The 20,752-nt window shown below is 69.4% G+C and carries 18 protein-coding genes; 15 read left to right on the top strand and 3 right to left on the bottom strand.

Annotated elements, in window-relative coordinates; all coding sequences use genetic code 11:
* Window positions 1–431 precede the first annotated feature (431 nt).
* Window positions 432–857 carry an alternative ribosome rescue aminoacyl-tRNA hydrolase ArfB gene (gene arfB, locus IEY84_RS00615; protein WP_183541230.1) on the bottom strand — a complete coding sequence of 142 codons (426 nt, stop codon included), beginning with the start codon at window positions 855–857 and terminating at the stop codon, window positions 432–434.
* Between the two features lie 23 nt (window positions 858–880).
* The gene (locus tag IEY84_RS00610) at window positions 881–1,912 is read right to left on the bottom strand and encodes a LacI family DNA-binding transcriptional regulator (RefSeq protein WP_183541227.1); all 1,032 of its coding nucleotides are present in this window, start codon (window positions 1,910–1,912) and stop codon (window positions 881–883) included.
* A gap of 104 nt (window positions 1,913–2,016) precedes the next feature.
* On the opposite strand from IEY84_RS00610, the gene IEY84_RS00605 reads away from it, so the two are divergent.
* The 7 genes from IEY84_RS00605 (at window position 2,017) to IEY84_RS00575 (ending at window position 9,799) form a co-directional block, all read left to right on the top strand.
* Entirely contained in the window at window positions 2,017–3,258 is a 1,242-nt protein-coding gene (locus IEY84_RS00605; RefSeq protein ID WP_221208413.1) for an amino acid ABC transporter substrate-binding protein, read from the top strand.
* Window positions 3,259–3,262: 4 nt separating this feature from the next.
* The gene (locus IEY84_RS00600; RefSeq protein ID WP_183541224.1) at window positions 3,263–4,147 is read left to right on the top strand and encodes a branched-chain amino acid ABC transporter permease; all 885 of its coding nucleotides are present in this window, start codon (window positions 3,263–3,265) and stop codon (window positions 4,145–4,147) included.
* Window positions 4,131–5,207, top strand: a complete 1,077-nt coding sequence (locus IEY84_RS00595) for a branched-chain amino acid ABC transporter permease (RefSeq protein WP_229788188.1) — start codon at window positions 4,131–4,133, stop codon at window positions 5,205–5,207. Before IEY84_RS00600 ends, IEY84_RS00595 begins: the two co-directional genes overlap by 17 nt.
* Entirely contained in the window at window positions 5,204–5,950 is a 747-nt protein-coding gene (locus tag IEY84_RS00590; RefSeq protein WP_183541222.1) for an ABC transporter ATP-binding protein, read from the top strand. Before IEY84_RS00595 ends, IEY84_RS00590 begins: the two co-directional genes overlap by 4 nt.
* Window positions 5,951–6,103: 153 nt before the next feature.
* Entirely contained in the window at window positions 6,104–6,700 is a 597-nt protein-coding gene (locus IEY84_RS00585; protein ID WP_221208412.1) for an ABC transporter ATP-binding protein, read from the top strand.
* Window positions 6,701–6,717: 17 nt separating this feature from the next.
* Window positions 6,718–7,452 (top strand): hypothetical protein, encoded by a 735-nt coding sequence (locus tag IEY84_RS00580; RefSeq protein WP_229788187.1) that lies wholly within the window; start codon window positions 6,718–6,720, stop codon window positions 7,450–7,452.
* 31 nt (window positions 7,453–7,483) lie between these two features.
* Entirely contained in the window at window positions 7,484–9,799 is a 2,316-nt protein-coding gene (locus IEY84_RS00575) for a PQQ-dependent sugar dehydrogenase (RefSeq protein ID WP_183541220.1), read from the top strand.
* 24 nt (window positions 9,800–9,823) lie between these two features.
* Here IEY84_RS00575 and IEY84_RS00570 read toward each other — a convergent pair whose 3' ends face one another.
* Window positions 9,824–10,558, bottom strand: a complete 735-nt coding sequence (locus IEY84_RS00570; RefSeq protein ID WP_229788185.1) for a GTP pyrophosphokinase — start codon at window positions 10,556–10,558, stop codon at window positions 9,824–9,826.
* Between the two features lie 234 nt (window positions 10,559–10,792).
* On the opposite strand from IEY84_RS00570, the gene IEY84_RS00565 reads away from it, so the two are divergent.
* The 8 genes from IEY84_RS00565 (at window position 10,793) to IEY84_RS00530 (ending at window position 20,375) form a co-directional block, all read left to right on the top strand.
* Window positions 10,793–12,448: an enoyl-CoA hydratase-related protein gene (locus tag IEY84_RS00565; RefSeq protein WP_183541218.1), complete on the top strand. Its 1,656-nt coding sequence runs from the start codon at window positions 10,793–10,795 to the stop codon at window positions 12,446–12,448.
* 74 nt (window positions 12,449–12,522) lie between these two features.
* Window positions 12,523–13,671, top strand: a complete 1,149-nt coding sequence (locus IEY84_RS00560; RefSeq protein WP_183541216.1) for a phosphotransferase family protein — start codon at window positions 12,523–12,525, stop codon at window positions 13,669–13,671.
* Entirely contained in the window at window positions 13,668–14,825 is a 1,158-nt protein-coding gene (locus IEY84_RS00555) for an Rv3169 family protein (protein WP_183541214.1), read from the top strand. Before IEY84_RS00560 ends, IEY84_RS00555 begins: the two co-directional genes overlap by 4 nt.
* 8 nt (window positions 14,826–14,833) lie before the next feature.
* Window positions 14,834–16,255, top strand: coding sequence for an aldehyde dehydrogenase (locus IEY84_RS00550; protein WP_229788184.1), 1,422 nt, complete (start codon window positions 14,834–14,836; stop codon window positions 16,253–16,255).
* Window positions 16,256–16,382: 127 nt separating this feature from the next.
* Complete coding sequence (locus IEY84_RS00545; protein ID WP_183541212.1) at window positions 16,383–17,444, top strand: ABC transporter substrate-binding protein; 1,062 nt, start codon at window positions 16,383–16,385, stop codon at window positions 17,442–17,444.
* Window positions 17,444–18,295, top strand: a complete 852-nt coding sequence (locus IEY84_RS00540; RefSeq protein WP_221208411.1) for an ABC transporter permease — start codon at window positions 17,444–17,446, stop codon at window positions 18,293–18,295. The genes IEY84_RS00545 and IEY84_RS00540 overlap by 1 nt, the downstream gene beginning before the upstream one ends.
* Window positions 18,268–19,029 (top strand): ABC transporter ATP-binding protein, encoded by a 762-nt coding sequence (locus IEY84_RS00535; protein WP_183541207.1) that lies wholly within the window; start codon window positions 18,268–18,270, stop codon window positions 19,027–19,029. Before IEY84_RS00540 ends, IEY84_RS00535 begins: the two co-directional genes overlap by 28 nt.
* A complete protein-coding gene (locus IEY84_RS00530) occupies window positions 19,029–20,375 on the top strand; it encodes an LLM class flavin-dependent oxidoreductase (RefSeq protein ID WP_183541204.1) in 1,347 nt (448 codons plus the stop codon). Before IEY84_RS00535 ends, IEY84_RS00530 begins: the two co-directional genes overlap by 1 nt.
* Window positions 20,376–20,752: the final 377 nt, after the last annotated feature.

The following is a 20,752-nucleotide window of genomic DNA, read 5'->3' as shown; positions in this document are numbered from 1 at the left end:
GTCGAGCGAGGCGTCACTCCGGTCGAGCGAGAGGTCACGCACGTCGCGCGAGAGGTCACGCACGTCGCGCGAGAGGTCACGCACGTCGGTCGAAGCGTCACTTCGGTGAATCGAGGTGTCTGTAGGTGCCATCTCGGCCGACGTACGTGACGCTTCGGCTGACGTGCGTGACGTCTCGGCCGACCCGCGTGACGTCTCGGCCGACCCGCGTGACGTCTCGGCCGACCCGCGTGACGCTTCGGCCGACCTATGTGACGTCTCGGCTGACGTACGTGACGCCTCGGCTGAGCTCGGCGAAGCCTCGCCCGACCTACGTGACTTTTCGGGCGACGCGACTGACGTCTCGGCCGACGTAGGTGACGTCTCGATCGACGTAGGTGACGTCTCGATCGACGTAGGTGACGTCTCGGCCGACGGGGGTGACTTCTCGGCTAGTCCTGGACGCGGCCGCGGAGCTGTTTGGTCTGGCCGCGCTGGCGCTTGGCGTCGAGGCGGCGCTCCTTGGAGCCGCGGGTGGGCTTGGTGGGGCGGCGGGTGGGAGGTGGCGGGGCGAGGAGCTCGCGGATGCGCAGGGCGAGACGCTCGCGGGCGGCTACGCGGTTGCGGTGCTGGGAGCGCTGCTCGTGGGAGACGATGACGAGCGGGCCCGGGGAGCGGGCCAGGAGGCGGGCGAGCTGGCGCTCGTCGAGGGCAGTTGACGCGGACGGGTCCCAGGAGAGCTCGACGCGGGAGTCGGTGGTGTTGACCGACTGCCCGCCGGGGCCGGGGGAGCGGGAGAAGCGTTCGACGAGCTCGGTGTCGGGGATGACGAGACCCTCGGGCAGCCCAGGGCCCGGTGGTACTCGAAGATCCTTCACTCGAAGAACCCTAGACCGCGGGTCTACCGAGCGGCGGGCCCGGTCGAGTCGCGCACCACGAGCTCGGCGGGGACCCGCTGCCGTCGGGCGCGTGATCCGGGCTCCTTCAACGCCAGCGTCAGCGCTCGGGCGCCCATCTCGGCCATCGGCAGGCGGACGGTGGTGAGCCCGGGGGAGAGGTCCTGGGCGACGGCGACGTCGTCGAACCCGCTGACCGAGACCTCGCCGGGCACCGAGACCCCGGAGCTGCGCAGCTGGGAGAGGCACCCGATGGCCATGTCGTCGTTGAGGGCGATGACAGCGGTCGTACGCGGGTGGTCGGCGAGCATCCGGCGGATGCACTCGCGCCCGCCCTCGCGGGTGAACGGCCCCTCGAGGACAGGTACGTCGCCGGCATCGAGCCCCGCCGCATCGAGCGCGTCGCGCACTCCCTCGAGGCGGTCGGCGACGGTCGTCAGCTCCAGCGATCCGGAGACGACCACGATGCGCCGGTGCCCCAGGCCGAGGATGTGCTCGGCGACGGCGCGGCCGCCGGGGCGGTTGTCGGGAAGCACGCTGTCGACCCCGAGGTGGTGCCGGCCGACGACCGCGACCCGGCCGCCCGCCTCCGCGTAGCGCTGCACCTCGAACCGCATCGGCGCCTCCACCGAGGCGTCCACGAAGCCCGACCCCGCGATCAGGATCGCGCCGACGCGGTTGGCCACCAGGCTGCGTACCTGCTCCACCTCGGCCTCGGGGTCGCGGCCGGTGTGGCAGATCTGGACGGTTCGTCCGTGCTCGGCCGCGAGGCTGAGCACGCCGCTGGCGATCTCGGAGAAGTAGGGGTCGCCGATCTCGTGCACGACGAGCCCGATGGTCGCGGTCGATCCGCTGGCGAGCGAGCGGGCATGAAGATTGGCCACATAGCCGAGCTCGCGTGCCGCCTGGCGGACCTTCTCGGCCACCGAGTCGCTGACACCAGGGGTCCCGGAGAGTGCGCGGGACGCGGTTGCGATGGAGACGCCGGATGCGTGCGCGACGTCGATCAGGCGGGGGGAGCTGTTGGTTCGGACCATCGGTGCCCCTTGTCGTCAGGAATGTGACTCTTGCCACACTAAGCGAGAGTGGGTAACGTCATCGTAAACGCTTACGTAAGCGCTTTCGTAGAGGAGACCCGCAGATGCGCTTCACGAAGACCCCCACCGCGAGCAAGCGGTTCAGAGCAACCCTGGCTGCCGCCGCGGCCGTGACTCTCGCCTCCACCCTCGCCGCCTGTGGCGCCGCCGAGGAAGGAGGCGGCGACGACGAGATCGTGATCGGCATCTCGCTGCCCCTGACCGGCGACTTCAGCGAGCCCGGCAAGGGCATCCAGCGCGGATACGAGGCCTGGGCCGAATACGTCAACGCCAACGGCGGCCTGCTCGGCCGCGACGTACGGCTGGAGATGCTCGACGACCAGTCCAGCGCCGAGCGCGTCGCCGCCGACTACGAGAAGCTGATCAACCAGGAGCAGGTCGACCTGGTCGTCGGTCCGTTCTCCACCCGCCTGGTGATCCCGGCGGCCCAGGTCGCCCAAGACTACGGCTACCTCTTCGTCGAGCCTGCCGGCGCCGCGCCCGAGGTCTTCGAGGAGGGCTTCGAGAACCTCTTCTACGCCGCGCCCGCCGTCGCGAACGACCACTACAAGCTCCTCGCCGAGCACATCCTGGCGATGCCGGAGAGCGAGCGCCCCAAGACCGCGGCGTACGCCTCGATGGACGACCCGTTCGCCCAGGGCACCGCCTACGGGCTCAAGGACGCGCTGGAGGAGGGCGGCATCAAGACCGTCGTGGACGAGGTCTACCCGCCCAACACCACCGACTTCAGCAGCATCGCGGCCAAGGTCGCCGACAGCAAGGCCGACATCGTCGTGGGCGGCAGCCAGTACCAGGACGGCGTCAACCTGATCGTCGCGCTGCAGCAGCTCGACTACCAGCCCAAGCTGGCCGCGTTCTCGACCGCGCCGACGGAGACCGAGTTCGCCGAGGCGATCGGCGACAAGACGCAGGGCATCATCGCGCCGACCGGTTACACCACGAAGGCGGACTACCCCGAGAACCAGGAGTTCGTGAAGTTCTACGAGGAGAAGCACGGCGAGGCGCCCGGTGAGGACGAGGCCAACGCCTGGACCACCGGTCAGGTCGTCGCGGCAGCGGTCGAGGCAGTCGAGTGCGCCGAGCCCGACCCCGACTGCCAGTCCAAGCTGATCGACTGGTTGCACGAGAACGAGGTCGAGACCGTCGTCGGTCCGCTGAGCTGGGACGACAAGGGTCGCCCGCAGAGCGCCCACATGATCCAGCAGTGGGTGGACGGCGAGATCAAGATCGTCCTGCCCGAGGACCAGGCCGAGGCCGAGTTCATCTACCCGAAGCCGGCGTGGTGAATCGATGTCAGGCCCACTCCTCCTGCAGAGCCTGATCCTGGGGCTGCTGCTCGGAGGCCTCTATGCCCTGCTCGCCGCCGGCCTGACGCTCTACTTCGGCGTCATGCGGGTCGTGATGATCGCCCACTCCGCGTTCCTGATCCTGGCTGCGTACCTGGCCTGGTTCTTCACCACGCAGACCGGGCTCGACCCGCTGCTCTCGCTGATCATCACCGTGCCGCTCTTCTTCGCGGCCGGCTACGGGATGCAACGGGCGCTGCTCTCGAGGCTGCGGCCGGCGACGCTGACGATGATGTCGGTGCTGCTGACCTTCGCGATCGCGCTGATCATCGAGGGCGGCCTCGGCTACCTCTTCTCCGGCACCCAGCGGCGGATCCAGCTCGGCTACTCGAGCGCGAGCCTGGAGCTGTGGGGAGCGCGGATCGCGGTGGTGAAGCTGGTCGCCTTCGGGCTGGCCGCGATCTCGCTCCTGGCGCTCTACCTGCTGCTCAAGAAGACCCGCTTCGGCCAGGCGCTGCGCGCCACCATCCAGCACCGTGAGGCGGCCCAGCTGCTCGGCATCGACACCGACCGGATCGCCGGGTTCGGCTTCGGGCTCGGCCTGGCGACCGCGGCGGTCGGTGGCACCGCGCTCGCGCTCGACGCCACCATCTATCCCTCGCTGCACTGGCACTGGATCGGACCGCTGATGGCGATCATCGTGATCGGCGGCCTCGGCAGCATCCCCGGCGCCGCGGTCGCGGCGATGGTCCTCGGTGTGACCCAGAGCCTGCTGCAGATCCCGATGGGCACCACCTGGGCGCAGACGGTCTTCTACCTCGCCCTCTTCGCCACCCTCATGTTCCGCCCCCAGGGATTCTTCGGAGGTCGCCTTGCTCAGCGCTTCTAAGCACGAAGAGAGCCGTACGCATCCGGGCCGCTCCGTCCTGGTGATGAAGCTCGTCGCGGCAGCCGTCGCGCTGGGCCTCGTGCTCGCCTTCCCGGCACTCGCGCCGGACCCGTTCATCCTGTCGGTGGGCGTGGTGATCGCCAGCTACGCCGCGCTCGCGGTGGCGTGGAACTTCGTCGGCGGGCTGACCGGCTACATCTCGCTCGGACATGCCGCCTACTCCGGGCTGGGTGGCTACGGCACCGCGCTGCTGATCACCGAGGCCGGGGTGAACCCGTGGGTCTCGATGGTCGTCGCGGCCGTTCTCGTGGGCCTGGCGGCGGTGCCGATCGGGATCGCGTCGCTGCGGGTCCGGGGCGCCTCGTTCGTGATCGTCTCGATCGCGCTGGTGCTCATCCTGCTGCTGGTCGCGCAGAGCTGGGCCGACGTGACCGGCGGGTCCAACGGGCTGCGGGTGCCGCGGCCGTTCGGCACCGACGTGCTCCGGCCCGAGCAGCACGAGCGGTTCTTCTACCTGTTCGTGGCGCTGACCCTGGTCGCCCTCGTGCTGTGGTGGGTGATCGACCGCTCGCGCCTCGGCACCGGGCTGAAGGCGATCCGTGAGGACGAGGACAAGGCCCAGGCGCTGGGTGTGCCGACGTTCGCGTACAAGCTGGTCGTCTTCGTGGTCTCGGCGTTCATGACCGCGATGGCGGGCGGGATGTACGCCCTCTGGTTCGGCTCGCTCGACCCGATCTTCCAGTTCTCGATCCTGACCGGCTCCTATCTGGTGCTGATGTCGCTGCTCGGCGGCGTACGGAGCCTGCTCGGTCCGGTCGTCGGTGCGGTGATCGTGGGCTATGCGGTCGAGTTCTTCAAGAACCAGTACGGCGACACCCAGCTGCACCTGGTCGCGCTCGGTCTGCTGCTCGCCCTGGTCGTGCTCTTCATGCCCGACGGGGTCATCCCCTGGCTGACCGCGCAGTTCGACCGGTTCCGCCCGGGCGACACCTCGATCCGCGAGGTCGACGCTGCCCAGCTGGCCGAGGAGCGCAAGGCGCTCGAGGAGGCGAAGTCATGACCGATCTGAACAAGCACAGTTTGGAGACGGAGGGACTGACCAAGGCCTTCGGCGGCGTACGCGCCGTGGACGACGCCACGGTCAGCTTCCAGGAGGGCAAGATCAACGCCCTGATCGGCCCGAACGGGTCGGGCAAGACCACGTTCTTCAACTGCGTGACCGGGATGATCCGGCCTGACTCGGGGACCGTGACCTACCAAGGCCGCAACGTGACCGGCCACGCGCCACATCGGATCGCGCGGGCCGGGCTCGGGCGCAGCTTCCAGCTGTGCCGGATCTTCCCGCGGATGACGGTGCTCGACAACGTACTGGCCGGGGTCCGGTCCAAAGGCCTGGTCCACCGGCTGCGCGGGGCGCACAACCCCGACGACATCGCCCGGGCGCGGGAGCTGCTGGCCCGGGTCGGCATCGAGCACCTCGAGCGCAGCGAGGCCCGTGACATCTCCTACGGCCAGCAGAAGCTGCTCGAGCTCGCCGGGGTGCTGATGGCCGAGCCCGACACGATCATGCTCGACGAGCCCGCCGGCGGCGTGAACCCGGCGCTGATCGGCCGGATCGCCACGCTCGTTCGCGAGCTCAACGCCGAGGGCCGCACCTTCGTCATCGTCGAGCACAACATGGAGCTGGTGATGAGCCTCTCCGACCACGTCGTGGTCTTCGACCGCGGCCGCCCGATCGCCTCCGGCGCCCCTGCCGAAGTCCAGAACGACCCCCGAGTCCTGGAGGCCTACCTTGGTGTCTGAACCTCTTCTCGAGCTGCGCGACATCGAGGCCGGCTACGGCCGGGCGGCGCTGGTGCTGCGAGGCCTCACCGTCACCGTTCCCGCAGGTCAGATCGTCTGTCTGGTGGGTCCGAACGGGCCGGCAAGTCCACCGTGCTCAAGGTCGCCAGCGGCATGCTGACGCCTCGCTCGGGGACCATCACGGTCGACGGCGTCGACGTCACCCGCAACGGGCCGCAGCAGATGCTCCGCGCGGGCATGGCCCACGTCCTCCAGGGCCACTCCGTCTTCAAGGAGATGACCGTGGCCGAGAACGTCGGCCTGGGCGCCTACACGGTGCGCGACGCGGCCGCGATCCAGGAGCGGACCGACTTCGTGAAGACGCTCTTCCCGGTCGTCGCCGAGCGGTGGAACACCCTCGCCGGCGCGCTCTCGGGCGGCCAGCAGAAGCAGGTCGAGTTCGCCCGCTCGCTGATGGTGAGCCCGAAGGTGGTGCTGCTCGACGAGCCCAGCATGGGCCTGGACCCGAAGACCACGGCGACCGTGTTCGAGCAGGTCGTACGCATGCGGGACGCCGGTCTGGCGGTCCTGCTCGTCGAGCAGAACGCCCGGCGGGCCCTGGAGTCGGCGGACCTGGGGTGCGTACTCGATCTGGGGAAGGTGCACATCGCCGGGGCCGCCGCCGACCTGCTCGCCGACCCGCGGATGGCGGAGCTCTATCTCGGGGGAGCCGCAACGACCTCAGCAGGGACCACCGACGGTCCCGATTAGGGGAAGGGAAAGCAACCATGAGTTGGAACAGGAGATCGACGCTGAACCGAATGGTGGGGCGAGGCGTACGCGCCGGTGTGGTCGCCCTCGCAGTGGCTCTGGCCGCTCCGCTCGCCGGAGCCCAGGCCCAGACACATGCACAGCCGACCGAAGGACCCGGCCTGGCCGTGGTCAAGCCCAGGGCGAGCCTCGCCGACTGGGACCCGGTGACCGAGGACAAATGGGCCTTCGAGAACGGCCAGGTGATCCTGACCGAGCCGGGGACGGCGCAGCCCGGCCCGCGGCGTCCCTTCGAGTACGCCGTCGTGACCAAGGGCCCCGAGCTCGGCTCGCTGACCTACCGCGCCGAGGTCCGTATCGACGAGGCCGTCGCGGTCAGCAACCGTGACGTGATCCTGGTCTGGAACTACCAGTCCCCGACGCGTTTCTACTACGCCCACCTCTCGACCGACAACACCATCTACCCCCACAACGGCATCTTCGTGGTCAACGACGCCGACCGGCTCCGCATCGACCACCAGTGGAACGGCACCGTCGGCGCAGCGCCGTCGATCACCGACGCAGAGTGGCACGACGTACGTCTCGACTACAACGCCCGCACAGGCGCGATCGCGGTCTATCTCGACGGTGCCGACGAGCCCCGGATGACCGCCACCGACACCACCTTCTCCGGAGGCCGGTTCGGCTTCGGTTCCTTCGACAACTTCGGGCGCATCCGTGACGTCACCGTCGCGGGGGTGCGCCACCGCTGATCGCAGAACCTCGGTAAGGAGAGAACAACCCATGGGATCCTCACGTCTATGGGGCGGTCTCGCCGCGGGCGCAATGCTCGCCGCGCTGCTCACCCCCACGCTCTCTGCCAACGCCGCCATCCCCGGCAGCGACCCCGTCCCCGACCCCATCCCCGAACAGCCCGTACGCAGCAGCCTCGGCCTGGTGCTCGAGGAGGTCGCCCAGCTCCCGAAGACCGAGCCCTATCCCACCCCGACCGACCCACGGATCATCCGCCACAACCGGATCAACTTCATCGGCGAGGTGCCCGACGGGTCTGGCCGGCTCTACGTCCCCGACCTCAACGGGCCGATGTATCTGCTCGAGAACGGGCAGCAGCACGAGTACCTGAACGTCAAGGACCACTTCCCCGACTTCTTCTCCGGCGCCGGCATGGGCAGCGGGGCTGGGTTCATCACCTTCCATCCCGATTTCGAGAAGAACGGCCTCTTCTACACCGCTCACACCGAGCGCTTCGGTGGCTTCGCCAAGACGCCGACCTTCCCGTCGCAGACCAACCCCGGCTCCGGACGCACGGTCAGCGTGGTCACCGAGTGGGATGCCACCGACCCTGCGGCCGACACCTTCGCGGGCACCAGCCGTGAGGTGATGCGGATCGACTTCGCCGGCCAGATCCACGCCATCCAGCAGATCGACTTCAACCCGACGGCGGTGCCCGGCGACGAGGACTACGGGCTGCTCTACATCGCCTCGGGCGACGGCGGCAACGGCGTCCGGAGCGACGACCCGCAGAACCTCGGCAAACCGTTCGGCAAGATCCTGCGGATCGACCCGCTCGCCCGCGACGGGCGCAACGGGGCGTACGGGGTCCCGGACAGCAACCCGTTCGTCGACCGCGAGGGTGCGATCGGCGAGATCTGGGCGTACGGCATGCGCGACCCGCACCGGTTCTCCTGGGATGTCGAGAAGGGCACCCTCCTGCTCGGCCACATCGGCCAGCACGCGATCGAGGGCGTCTACGACGTACGGGCCGGGGACAACCTCGGCTGGAGCGAGATCGAGGGCCGGCTCCTCTACGACAACAGCGACCAGTGCAACCTCTACACGGTGCCCGACGACTACGACATGTCGGGCTTCACCCTTCCGGTGGCCTCCTTCGACCACGACCCGCCGGCCAACTTCTCCTGCACCTCCGACAGCGGCCACGCCGTGAGCGGCGGCGTCGTCTACCGCGGCCGGTTCGACGACCTGAAGGGCAAGTACGTCTTCGGCGACCTGGTCAACGGCGAGGTCTACTGGACCGACGCCCGGCAGATGCGCCGCGGCAGCAGCCGCGAGGCGACTCTGCACCAGATGCAGCTCTTCGACACCTCCGGCAAGCGCCTCTCGATGCAGGACTTCGTCGACGACCCGCGTGTGGACCTGCGGTTCGGAACCGACTCCGACCGCAACCTCTACCTGCTGGCCAAGGCCAACGGCAAGGTGTGGAAGGTGGTCGACACGGTGCACCGGCCGTGGCCGAACGAGGTCCTGCCGTCGATGCGCGAGGACCTGGTCAGCTTCTACGACTTCGAGCACCCCTTCGCTCCGGGAGCGCGTGAGGAGGACCAGGGCTTCTCGCGGACGCTGCTCAACCAGGTCAACGGTGGCAACGCCATGCAGGTCACCGACTCGGCCTACCGGACCAGCAACAACGCGCTGCAGACCCAGCAGCTCGACCCGGAGGTCAACGGCAACGACGACTGGAAGGCGGGAACGTTCAACCAGAACGGGGTCGCGTCGCTGGCGCCGTTCGCCGGAGCCGAGCAGATCACTCTGGCCGGCTGGTTCAAGGTCGACATGGACGGGCCCGCGCTCAACTCGGTGACCGCCGACCCGACCGACCGGTTCAACGCCATCGGGCTCTCCGGCATCCTGTCGGGCAACTCCGACGGTCACGGCGTACGTGCCCTGCTCGAGCTCATCAACGTCGACGGCACCCTGCGCCTGGTCGCGCTCGGACGCCGGCTCGACGAGGGGGCATCGCAGACCTTCGCCGCCTCGGCCGACTGGCAGACCCTGCTGCCACGAGGTCAGTGGGTGCACCTGACGGCGACGTTCGACTACACCACGGGCAAGATGGCGCTCTACCGCAACGGCAAGGCCGTCGAGGGGTTCTACACCACCGCCGGTGACCCGTGGCAGGTCGACGGCACCGGCACCTCCGACACGTTGCCGCGCGGCTACAAGGTCGGCGGGTCCTTCCCGCAGGACACCGTCGAGCGGAACCCCTGCAACTGCCGGATGGACTCGCTGATGTTCCTCGACCGGGCGATCACGCCGGATGAGGCGCGAGCCCAGTATCAGCGGTTCGTCAACGGCCGCTGATCCTGTCGGGGTCCACGGCCCGGTTCATCGAACCGGGCCGTGGACCTCGCTGCGTAGCCGGGCCATGGTGGCGTCGAGGTCGGCCGCGGTGCGGGCGGCGGCGCCGAGCTCGTCGCGCAGGGTCGTGGGGACGGTGCCGTCGTACTTGTAGTAGATCGAGTGCTCGACGCTGGCCCAGAAGTCCATCGCGATCGTGCGGATCTGCAGCTCGACCGGCACCTCCACCGCACGGTCGGAGAGGTAGACCGGCACCTTGATGATCAGGTGGAGGCTGCGGTAGCCGTTGGCCTTGGGCTCGGCGATGTAGTCCTCGACCTCGACGACGTCGACATCGGACTGGCTGGCCAGCATCTCCATGATCCAGTAGACGTCGGAGACGAACGGACACACCACCCGGATCCCGGCGATGTCGCGGATGTGCTGCCCGAAGGCCTCGAGCGTGAGCGGGCAGCCGATCTTGCGGGCCTTCGCGAGCAGGCTGTCGGGCGACTTGAGCCGGGTGCGTACGTGCTCGATCGGACTGTGGTCGTGGGCGTGCTCGAACTCCTCGCGCAGGATCGCGATCTTGGTCGAGACCTCGTCGATCGCGAACTTGTAGCGCATCCGGAACCTGGCCAGCTCACGCGCCATCTCGTCGCTGCTCGCCTCGACGAGATCGACCAGCCCGGTGATCAGGTTGTGCTCACCCGCGGAGTCGGGCGCCGACCGAACGGTCGCCAAGGTGCTGTGCCTCCCGCTGATCGGGTCGACTGTCGTCATGGTCCCCCTCCTGACAGAGTCATCTTTGCAGGCCGTGACAAGACGATGTCATGGTGCCCGGCACGAGACCGGGGCGAGCGACCCGGGGTTCACCAGGTCTTCCGTCCTCTCTCTTGGACGCCGACGTGCATCCGGCTCGGTGCTCTCGATACAGTTACACCCCTCGGGGGATATATACCCCTCGGGGGATAAGAGGTCTGTTCGGGCTACCTACGAGAAGGACACTTCCCCCACATGCGCATTCTGCTGCTCGTCTCCGCGTTCAACGGCCTGACCCAGCGGGTCTGGTGCGATCTGAAAGAGACCGGCCATGACGTCGGTGTCCTGCTGGCTCCGGTCCACGACGACTCCTCGCTGGTCGCCGCGGTCGACGCCATCGAGCCCGACCTGATCCTGTGCCCGTTCCTCAAGCACCGGGTGCCGGAGCAGGTCTGGGGCCGCTACCCGACCGTCGTGATCCACCCGGGCCCGCTCGGCGACCGCGGCCCGTCCTCGCTCGACCACGCGACGCTGGACGGTCGCGACCGCTGGGGCGTGACCGCGCTGTCCGCCGTCGAGGAGATGGACGCCGGCCCGGTCTGGGCGACCACCACCTTCGAGATGCCTGCGGCCCCGATCGCGAAGAGCGCGCTCTACAACGGCCCGGTCGCCGACGCCGCGATGGACTGCGTCGCGGAGGTCCTTCGGATGGTCGCCGCGGGGGAGCCCCCGAGGCCCGCCGAGGAATGGCCCGCAGAGGTCGAAGACACGGGCGAGCTGCCGCTGCTGCGCCGCACGGCCTTCGAGGTCGACTGGTCGGCGCCGGCCACCGAGATCGCCCGGCGGATCGCCGCGGCCGATGGCGCCCCGGGTGCTCCCGCGACCGTCGACGGCAGGCGGTTCTGCCTCTTCGATGCCGCCACCACTCCTGACGAGCACGCTGACGTGAAGCCCGGCACGATCGTCGGTGTCGACACCGACGCGGTCGCGTTCGCCACCGGCGAGGGCACCCTGTGGGTCGGCTACGCCGCGACCCTCGAGAAGAAGCGCGGTCCCAAGCTCCCGGCGGCCTGGGTGCTCGACGCCCGGCACGCACCGTTCGCGGAGATGCCCGAGACGCTGGCCGAGACGACCTACGAGCGCGACGGCGACGTCGGCTACCTCACCCTCCGCTCCTACAGCGGCGCGATGCACACCCGGCAGTGCCGCCGGATGACCGACGCCGTCCGCAAGGCGCTGGTCGAGGACACCAAGATCCTGGTCGTACGCGGCACCGAGCACGCCTTCTCCAACGGCATCCACCTCGGCGTGATCGAGGCGGCCCAGGACCCGGCGGCCGAGGCCTGGGACAACATCCGTGCCATCGACGAGCTCTGCCTGGCGATCGCCGAGGCCGAGCAGCTCACCATCGCGGCATTCACTGCCAACGCGGGCGCCGGCGGGGTGATGGCGGGCCTGTGTGCGGACGTCACGGTCGCGCGCGCCGGCGTCGTGCTGAACCCCTACTACGACATGGGCATCTTCGGTTCCGAGCTGCACACCTGGGGTCTGCCGAGCCGGGTCGGCGACGAGCTGGCCGATCAGCTGCTCGGTGCGAAGCTGCCGATCTCTGCGACCGAGGCCCGGCGCATCGGCATGGTCAGCGACCTCGGTCCGCGGGACGCGGCGGAGTTCGACGGCTGGCTGCGCGACCTCGCTCGGCTTCGCGCCGAGCCCGAGGCGTACGACGCGGCCCTGGCTGCCCGGGAGTCTCGCCGTGCCGAGGCGATGCCGATGTCCTACTACCAGAGCATCGAGCTGGCCGAGATGGCGCGCGACATCTTCGACGACCGCTACGGGTTCGCCGCGAAGCGGAAGGCGTTCGTCAGCAAGGCTGCGCCGACCGAGACGCCGGCGAAGATCCGGTTCTGACGGTTGACAGACTAGAACGTGTTCCACCAACCTGGTGGTGTGTGACCTGACTCACACGCCACCAGGAGGAGCACGTGACCCAGGCGCCCCCGCCGCCCGAGATGACCTTCCAGCGATCGGGCCGCGATCCCGCGGCGATCGGCGCGAAGCTGGAGCAATGGCTGGTCACGGCGCTCCCGCCCGGCGCCGACCCTTCGGTCTCGCTCCTCGGCGGGATCGACGCCAACGGGCTCTCCAGCGAGACGGTCCTGCTCGACGTCACCTCCACCCATGCCGGGGTCAGGGACACGAAGGCGTACGTCCTCCGGGTGACACCCCGCCCGGAGGACATCCCGGTCTTCGCGAGCTATGATCTGCAGGCGCAGTACGACGCGATGCGCTTGGCCGGGTCGCTGTCCGACGTGCCGGTGCCGGAGGTCGGCCTCGCTGAGATGAGCGGCTCGGTCCTGGGGACGCCGTTCTTCCTGATGGAGCGGGTCGACGGTGTCGTCCCGCCGGACGTGATGCCCTACAACTTCGGCGACAGCTGGCTCTTCGGCGCCTCGCCGGCTGAGCGAGCGGCGCTTCAGGCGCGCTCGGTCGAGGTGCTCGCCGGGCTCCACTCGATCCCGGACGCCGCCTCGCGCTTCGACTTCCTCGACCCTGCCGCGGCCGGGCATGCCGGCGAGACGCTGGTCGCCCGCAACCTTGCCAAGACCCGGGACTGGTACGCCTTCGCCTCCACCGCCGAGGAGTGGGGTGGCCGCTCGCCGCTGGTCGAGCGGGGCCTGGCCTGGCTCGAGGCCAACCTTCCCGCAGATGTCGGCGAGCCGGTGCTGTGCTGGGGCGACGCCCGGATCGGCAACATCATCTATCGCGACTTCGCCCCGGTCGCCGTCCTCGACTGGGAGATGGTCAGCCTCGGGCCCCGCGAGATGGACGTGACCTGGATGATCTTCGCCCATCGCATCTTCGAGGACCTCGCCTCGATGCTGGAGCTGCCCGGGATGCCGGACTTCCTCACCGCCGACGAGGTCCGGGAGGCCTACGCCGCGGCGGCCGGTGTCGAGCTCGGCGACCTGACCTGGCACGAGGTCCATGCCGCGGTGATGTGGGGTGTCATCTACCTGCGGATCGCGGCCCGGCAGATCCACTTCGGCGAGATCGAGGCGCCCGAGGATCCGGAGTCGGTCCTCTATCACCGGGCGATGTTCGAGGCGATGCTGGACGAGGTGGGGGCGTGAGCGGGGCGCACGGGGAGTATGTCGGGGTCGGTCCGCTCGATGAGTACCCGATCCACCAGCTCCCGCGCCCGGTCGCCTGGGCGGGCAGCAGCGACCGCAACTTCTACGACCGCTGCTACCTCAACGCCCACGACCGCACCGGCGACCTGTTCCTCATCACCGGGATGGGGTTCTATCCCAACCTCGGCACCAAGGACGCGTACGTCCTGCTCCGCCGTGGCGACGAGCAGACCGCCGTGCACCTCGGTGACGGCGCCGACCCGCGGGGCGGTGACCGGCTGGAGCAGCGGGTCGGGGCGTACCGGATCGAGGTCGCCGAGCCGCTGCGGAGGCTCCGGCTGGTGATGGAGGAGACCCACGGGATCGCGCTGGACCTGCGCTGGGAAGGATCGTTCGGCGTAGTCCAGGAGCAGCCGCACGTGATGCGTCAGGGGGCCGCGACCGTTCTCGACGCGCAGCGGTTCGCGCAGGTCGGGACCTGGGAGGGGGTGATCGAGGTCGACGGCGAGACGATCGTCGTCGACCCCGATCGCTGGGTCGGCACACGGGACCGGTCCTGGGGGATCCGCCCGTCGGGCGAGGCCATGCCGCCGGGCAAGCCGGCCGAACCGGGCTTCGACGGGATGTGGTGGCTCTACGTGCCGCTGCGGTTCGAGGAGTTCGCCGTGGTGCTGATCATCCAGGAGACCCCGGACGGTCATCGCACGCTCAACGACTGCACGCGTACGTTCGCCGACGGGCGGGTCGAGCAGCTCGGCTGGCCGCACGTCCGAATCCACTACCAAGACGGGACGCGTCTTCCCGAGGGGGCGACGATCACCTGCACCACGCCGGCGGGAGAGCCGCTGGTGCTCGAGGTCTCGTCCCTGCTGGGGGCGCCGATCCATGTCGGCGGCGGCTACGGCGGCGACACCGACTGGTCCCACGGCGTCTGGAAGGGCGACGGGTTCACCGAGCGGCTGACCTACGACATGAACGCGCCAGAGGTCGTCGGGCGGGTGCCGTTCGGGGTGATCGATCATGTCGGGCGCGCGGTCGCGCACGGTCCCGGGGTCGTGGATCCCGATGGCGCCGTCGGCTGGGGGCTCTTCGAGCACGGCATCCTCGGCCGCCACGACCCTTCCGGCTTCACCGACTGGCTCGATCGGATCTGAGGACAACGATGACCTACGACCACGACGCACTCTTCATCGGCGGCACCTGGACCAAGCCCGCCACCGACGCGACGATCGAGGTGATCTCGCCGCACAGCGAGGAGGTGGTGGCGCGGGTCCCCGAGGGTTCGGTGCAGGACATCGACGCCGCCGTCGCTGCGGCGCGTACTGCGTTCGACGAGGGTCCCTGGCCCCGGATGTCACCGGCGGAACGGATCGAGATCGTTCAGGCGCTGTCGGGCCTCTACGCCGGAAGGCTCGGCGAGATGGCCGAGGTGATCACCGCCGAGATGGGCTCGACGATCTCGTTCAGCAACCTCGCCCAGGCACCCGCGCCGTGGATGCAGATCGAGGCATTCCTCGCCATCGCGCGAGAGTTCCCCTGGGAGTCGCGGCGGGCCGGCGCGCTCGGCTCGGACGTCGTCGTACGCCACGAGCCGGTCGGCGTCGTCGCTGCGATCGCGCCCTGGAACGTCCCGCAGTTCACCGTGCTGTCCAAGCTCATCCCCGCGCTGCTGGCGGGCTGCACGATCGTGGTCAAGCCGGCTCCGGAGACTCCGCTCGACGGCAACCTCCTCGCCGAGATGCTGATCGAGGCCGGGGTGCCCGAGGGTGTGGTCAGCATCGTCGCCGCGGGACGCGAGGTGGGTGAGCACCTGGTGACCCACCCCGGCGTCGACAAGGTCGCGTTCACCGGGTCGACCACGGCCGGCCGGCGGATCGGTGCGTTGTGCGGCGAGCGGCTGAAGCGGGTCTCGCTCGAGCTCGGCGGCAAGTCGGCCGCGATCATCCTCGACGACGCGGACCTCACGGCCACGCTCGAGGGCCTCAAGTTCACCGCGCTGATGAACTCCGGGCAGGCCTGCGTCGCCCAGACCCGCGTCCTCGTCCCCGTCGGTCGCCACGACGAGATCGCCGGCGCCCTGGCGGAGACGGTCGCAGCGATGAAGGTCGGCGACCCGTCTGACCTGGAGAGCGAGATCGGACCGATGGTCGCGCGCCGCCAGCAGGAGCGGGTCGAGAGCTACATCGCCCTCGGCCAGGAGGAGGGCGCCCGCCTGCTCACCGGAGGCACCGGTCGTCCGGCCGGTCTCGACACGGGCTGGTACGTACGCCCGACCGTCTTCGGCGGCGTCGACAACCGGATGCGGATCGCCCAGGAGGAGATCTTCGGCCCGGTCCTCTCGGTGATCCCCTACGGCTCGGTGGAGGAGGCCGTACGCATCGCCAACGACTCCGACTACGGGCTGGCCGGGACGGTGTGGACCGCCGATCAGGAGGCCGGGCTCGAGGTCGCTCGTCGGGTGCGGGCCGGGACGTACGGCGTGAACACCTACACGATGGACTTCGCGGCGCCTTTCGGTGGTTCAAGGCGTCCGGGATCGGGCGGGAGTTCGGTCCGGAGGGCCTGGCTCAGTACACGGAGCTGAAGTCGGTCTACCTCTGATCCCTGGGGCGTCTCGTCCGCCGGCGGCACGTCTCAGGATCCGAGCGGTGGTTTTATAGCCAATCTCTACTGACTTACTCTGGTTTGGACGGACCAACCAGAGGAGAGCCATGATCCGCCCCACCCCACCTCGCCTGACCGCCATCGCCGCCATCCTCACCACCCTGCTCCTGGGATCGACGGCGTGCGGTGGTGCCGAAGCGACCGACGCCGCCAAGCTCGCCGCCGACGCGGAGCTCCCCGACCAGGTCCCTGAGGGAACGGTCCTGCGCCTCGGGATCCCGCCGGTCGAGGTCGCCCTGAAGGAGTCCGGCCTCATCGACGAGGTCGAGGGCTACGAGATCGAGTGGGCCAACATCTCCGGTGGCCCGAAGAGCATCGAGGCGTTCCGCGCGGGCGCGCTCGACGCGAGCTATGTCGCCGACATCCCGCCGCTGTTCGCGACCTGGACCGACACCCCGGTCCGGATCGCCGCGGTCACCGAGAACCCGGACCCGCTCGAGGACCCGATCTACGAGCTCGGCATCGCGCCCGAGTCGAAGGTGGAGACGCTCGAGGACCTGAAGGGCAAGAAGATCGCCTACTCGCCCGGCCAGGCCCAGGGTGCGCTCGTGCTCAAGACGCTCGACTCGGTGGGACTCACCCAGGACGACGTCGAGCTGGTCGAGATCCAGAGCGTCGACGACACCTACGCCAACGCGCTCGCCTCCAACCAGGTCGACGTCGCACCGCTGGGCGGGCCCCAGCTGACGTCCTATCTGGCCAAGTACGGGCGCGACGGCGCCACCTCGGTCCGCACCGGCATCCGGGACGACGCGATGCTGTTCTACGGACCCGAGGAGACCTTCCAGGACGCCGCCAAGGCGGCCGCGTTCAAGGACTTCCTCGGATTGTGGGTCAAGGCCGAGAAGTGGATCGACGAGCACCCCGACGAGTGGGTCCAGGCCTACTACGTCGACCACGAGGGCCTGACCTTCGAGGACGGCAAGGCGGTCTACGAGACCTCTGGCCAGCGGATCATCCCGGAGGGCTGGGACGAGTTCATCGAGCGTCACCAGGAGACCGCCGACATCCTCGTCAAGGACCAGGGCCAGCCCGAGATCGATGTCGAGGAGCTCTACGACCGCCGTTACGAGACGGTCATCGCCGACGCCGTGCAGGAGGGGCAGTGATGGCCACGACGGCAGTCGAGGCGCCGATCGTCGGCGCCGCCTCCGAGAAGGTCACCGACAAGAGGGTCGTACGCCGCCGGCTCGGCCCAGGGCCGCGGATCCCCGGGACGCTGTGGATCGGGCCGGTCCTGCTGCTCGGCCTGTGGAGCCTCGCGTCGGCGACGGGCGTGCTCGACCCGCGTACGTTGTCCGAGCCGTGGGTGGTGGTCGAGACCGCTCAGCGGCTGATCGCCGACGGGCGGCTCCCCGAGGCCCTCGCGACCTCGGCCTACCGGGCTGCGCTCGGACTGGTGATCGGGGTCGGCGTCGGGCTGGCGCTGGCACTGGTCTCCGGGCTCAGCCGGGTCGGTGAGGCGCTGATCGACGGTCCGGTGCAGGTCAAGCGGGCCATCCCGAGCCTGGCACTGATGCCGCTGCTGATCCTGTGGCTGGGGATCGGGGAGCCGATGAAGGTGATCACGATCGCCCTCGGCGTACTCATCCCGATCTACATCCACACCCACAACGGTCTGCGTGGCATCGACAGTCGCTACGCGGAGCTGGCCGAGACCGTCAGCCTGGGTCGCGGCGCGTTCGTCCGGCACGTGGTGCTGCCGGGTGCTGCCCCGGGCTTCCTGCTCGGGCTGCGGTTCGCGGTGCTCAACGCGCTGCTGGCCCTGGTGGTCGTCGAGCAGGTCAACGCGACCAGCGGCATCGGCCACATGATCACCCTCGCGTCCAGCTACGGCCAGACCGAGATCATCGTCGTCGGCCTGGTGGTCTACGCCCTGCTGGGCCTGGTCGCCGACGGCATCGTCCGCTTCACCGAGGGAAAGGCACTGGCATGGCGACGCACGCTGGAGAGTCACTGACGGCATCCGAAGGACCCGCCGTACGCGTCGAGGGGCTGCGGCGCAGCTTCTCCGAGGCGGGCGGGGTGCTCAACGGGCTCGACCTGACCATCGAGCGCGGCGAGTTCGTGGCGCTGATCGGACGCTCGGGGTCCGGGAAGTCCACGCTGCTGCGGGCGTTGGCCGGTCTCGACCGCTCCGTCTCGGGATCGGGTGTCGTGGAGGTGCCCGAGCGGGTCTCGGTGGTCTTCCAGGACTCCCGGCTGCTGCCGTGGCGGCGGGTCCTGGACAACGTGGTCCTCGGGCTGTCGGGTGCCGACGCCCGTGCCCGCGGTCTCGAGGCGCTGGCCGAGGTCGGGCTCGGGGGCCGCGACCAGGCTTGGCCGCACCAGCTCTCCGGTGGCGAGCAGCAGCGGGCGGCGCTGGCACGGTCGCTGGTCCGTGACCCGCAGCTGCTTCTGGCCGACGAGCCGTTCGGTGCCCTGGATGCGCTGACCCGGATCAAGATGCACAAGCTGCTCGAGAACCTGTACGCCGCCCACCACCCCGCCATCCTGCTCGTCACCCACGACGTCGACGAGGCGATCACGCTGGCGGACCGGGTGATCGTGCTGGTCGACGGTGTCGTCGGCTCGGACATCCGGATCGACCTCGGGGCCACGCGGAGCCCGGGCGACCCACGGTTCGCGTCGCTGCGGGCCCAGATGCTGGCCGAGCTCGGCGTGGTCGAGTCGGTCGAGGAGGAGGTGGCCTGATGGGTGCCCGACAGCTCCACCTCAACCTGTTCCTGCTCGACACCGGTCACCACGAGGCGTCATGGCGGCTGCCCTCGTCGGACCCGCACGCCAACCTGTCGCTGGAGGCTCATCAGCACCTGGCCAGGGTCGCGGAGGAGGCCAGGTTCGACTCGCTGTTCCTGGCCGACTCCCCGGCTCTGTTCGGCGAGCCCGGCCGTCGGCCGTCGGGGCGGCTCGAGCCCACGGTGCTGCTGTCAGCGCTGGCGGTCTCCACGCAGCACATCGGTCTGATCGCCACGGCGTCGACGTCGTACAACGAACCGTTCAACCTCGCCCGGAGGCTGGCCTCGGTGGACCACATCTCCGGTGGGCGGGCAGGGTGGAACATCGTGACCACCGCCGGGGACGCCGCGGCGCGGAACTTCGGTCTCGAGGGGCAGCCGCTGCACAAGACCCGGTACGAGCGGGCCTCGGAGTTCCTGGAGGTGGCCACCAAGCTGTGGGACAGCTGGGCCGACGACGCGATCGTGGCCGACAAGGAGGCCGGGGTGCATGCGGTCGGTGACCGGATCCGCCCGATCTCTCACGTGGGACCTCACTTCTCGGTGGAGGGTCCGCTCAATCTCGCGCGGTCGCCGCAGGGTCACCCGCTGCTCGTCCAGGCGGGCTCGTCCGAGGACGGCAAGGAGTTCGCGGCTCGTTGGGCCGAGGCGATCTTCACGGCCCAGCCCACCCTGGCCGAGAGCCAGGCTTTCTACGCCGACATCAAGCGTCGGGTCGCGGAGGTCGGCCGCAACCCCGACCACGTGCTGGTGCTGCCCGGGATCGTCCCCATCCTTGGTGAGACCGAGGCCGAGGCTCGTGAGCTGGAGGCGGAGCTGGACCGGTTGATCGCTCCGGAGTACGCGGTCTCACAGCTCGCTCAGCTGCTGCGTGTCTCGCCCGATCGGCTCTCGCTGGACGAGGAGCTGCCCGACGATCTTCCTGCCGAGGACGAGATCGAGGGTGCCAAGAGCCGCTACACGCTTGTCGTCGACTGGGCCCGGCGTGATCGGCTGACCGTGCGTGAGCTGATCGGGAAGCTCGGTGGCGGGCGTGGGCATCGGACTGTCGCGGGGACTTCTGTCCAGGTTGCTGACACCATCCAGCACTACTTCGAGAACGGGGCTGCTGACGGGTTCAACATCATGCCTGCTGTGTTGCCTTCGGGGCTCGAGGCGTTTGCATCCTCTGTTGTGCCTATCTTGCAGGAGCGTGGGCTTTTTCGGACTGAGTACGGCGGGGGGACTCTTCGGGAGCACTATGGGTTGCCTCGGGGTCAGCGCAACGTCTCGCTTCGGTGGGCGAGCAGCCGGGGACGCTAGGTGGCGGTGTGTTCAACGGGAGGCTTCGGTGGTCGAGCTTGTCGAGGCCCCGTTGCCCCGCTGGTCGAGGCCCCGTTGCCCCGCTGGTCGAGCCGCCGTTGCCCCGCTGGTCGAGCCGCCGTTGCCCCGCTGGTCGAGACCCTCTTTTGCCCCGCTGGTCGAGCCGCCGGAGCCGCTAGGCGGAGGCGTGTCGAGACCAACACGGTTCTCTGCCGGATCGTCTGGCCACCGGTGGTCGAGCTTGTCGAGACCATCCCTGCCGGAAGGGTTCTTCTGAGGCCGGCGGGGCCGCCGACCCGAGTTCTACGGTCTTCTCGACGGACCCCGGAGTAAAGGACGGCCTGCGGCCGCCGGCTTCGCCGGCCGCTTTCGCGGTC

It is taken from the genome of Nocardioides albus, assembly GCF_014648255.1.
Classification (GTDB): domain Bacteria; phylum Actinomycetota; class Actinomycetes; order Propionibacteriales; family Nocardioidaceae; genus Nocardioides; species Nocardioides albus.
Note: the sequence above shows the minus strand (reverse complement) of the source record. Positions and strands in the feature narration are given on the sequence as shown.

Coding starts and splice junctions, on each gene's coding strand:
- IEY84_RS00535 (WP_183541207.1), top strand. CDS start 18,268: ATGGCGACGCACGCTGGAGAGTCACTGACGGCATCCGAAGGACCCGCC.
- IEY84_RS00610 (WP_183541227.1), bottom strand. CDS start 1,912: ATGGTCCGAACCAACAGCTCCCCCCGCCTGATCGACGTCGCGCACGCA.
- IEY84_RS00590 (WP_183541222.1), top strand. CDS start 5,204: ATGACCGATCTGAACAAGCACAGTTTGGAGACGGAGGGACTGACCAAG.
- IEY84_RS00580 (WP_229788187.1), top strand. CDS start 6,718: ATGAGTTGGAACAGGAGATCGACGCTGAACCGAATGGTGGGGCGAGGC.
- IEY84_RS00565 (WP_183541218.1), top strand. CDS start 10,793: ATGCGCATTCTGCTGCTCGTCTCCGCGTTCAACGGCCTGACCCAGCGG.
- IEY84_RS00570 (WP_229788185.1), bottom strand. CDS start 10,558: ATGACGACAGTCGACCCGATCAGCGGGAGGCACAGCACCTTGGCGACC.
- IEY84_RS00600 (WP_183541224.1), top strand. CDS start 3,263: ATGTCAGGCCCACTCCTCCTGCAGAGCCTGATCCTGGGGCTGCTGCTC.
- IEY84_RS00605 (WP_221208413.1), top strand. CDS start 2,017: ATGCGCTTCACGAAGACCCCCACCGCGAGCAAGCGGTTCAGAGCAACC.
- IEY84_RS00585 (WP_221208412.1), top strand. CDS start 6,104: ATGCTGACGCCTCGCTCGGGGACCATCACGGTCGACGGCGTCGACGTC.
- IEY84_RS00530 (WP_183541204.1), top strand. CDS start 19,029: ATGGGTGCCCGACAGCTCCACCTCAACCTGTTCCTGCTCGACACCGGT.
- IEY84_RS00550 (WP_229788184.1), top strand. CDS start 14,834: ATGACCTACGACCACGACGCACTCTTCATCGGCGGCACCTGGACCAAG.
- IEY84_RS00540 (WP_221208411.1), top strand. CDS start 17,444: ATGGCCACGACGGCAGTCGAGGCGCCGATCGTCGGCGCCGCCTCCGAG.
- IEY84_RS00545 (WP_183541212.1), top strand. CDS start 16,383: ATGATCCGCCCCACCCCACCTCGCCTGACCGCCATCGCCGCCATCCTC.
- IEY84_RS00575 (WP_183541220.1), top strand. CDS start 7,484: ATGGGATCCTCACGTCTATGGGGCGGTCTCGCCGCGGGCGCAATGCTC.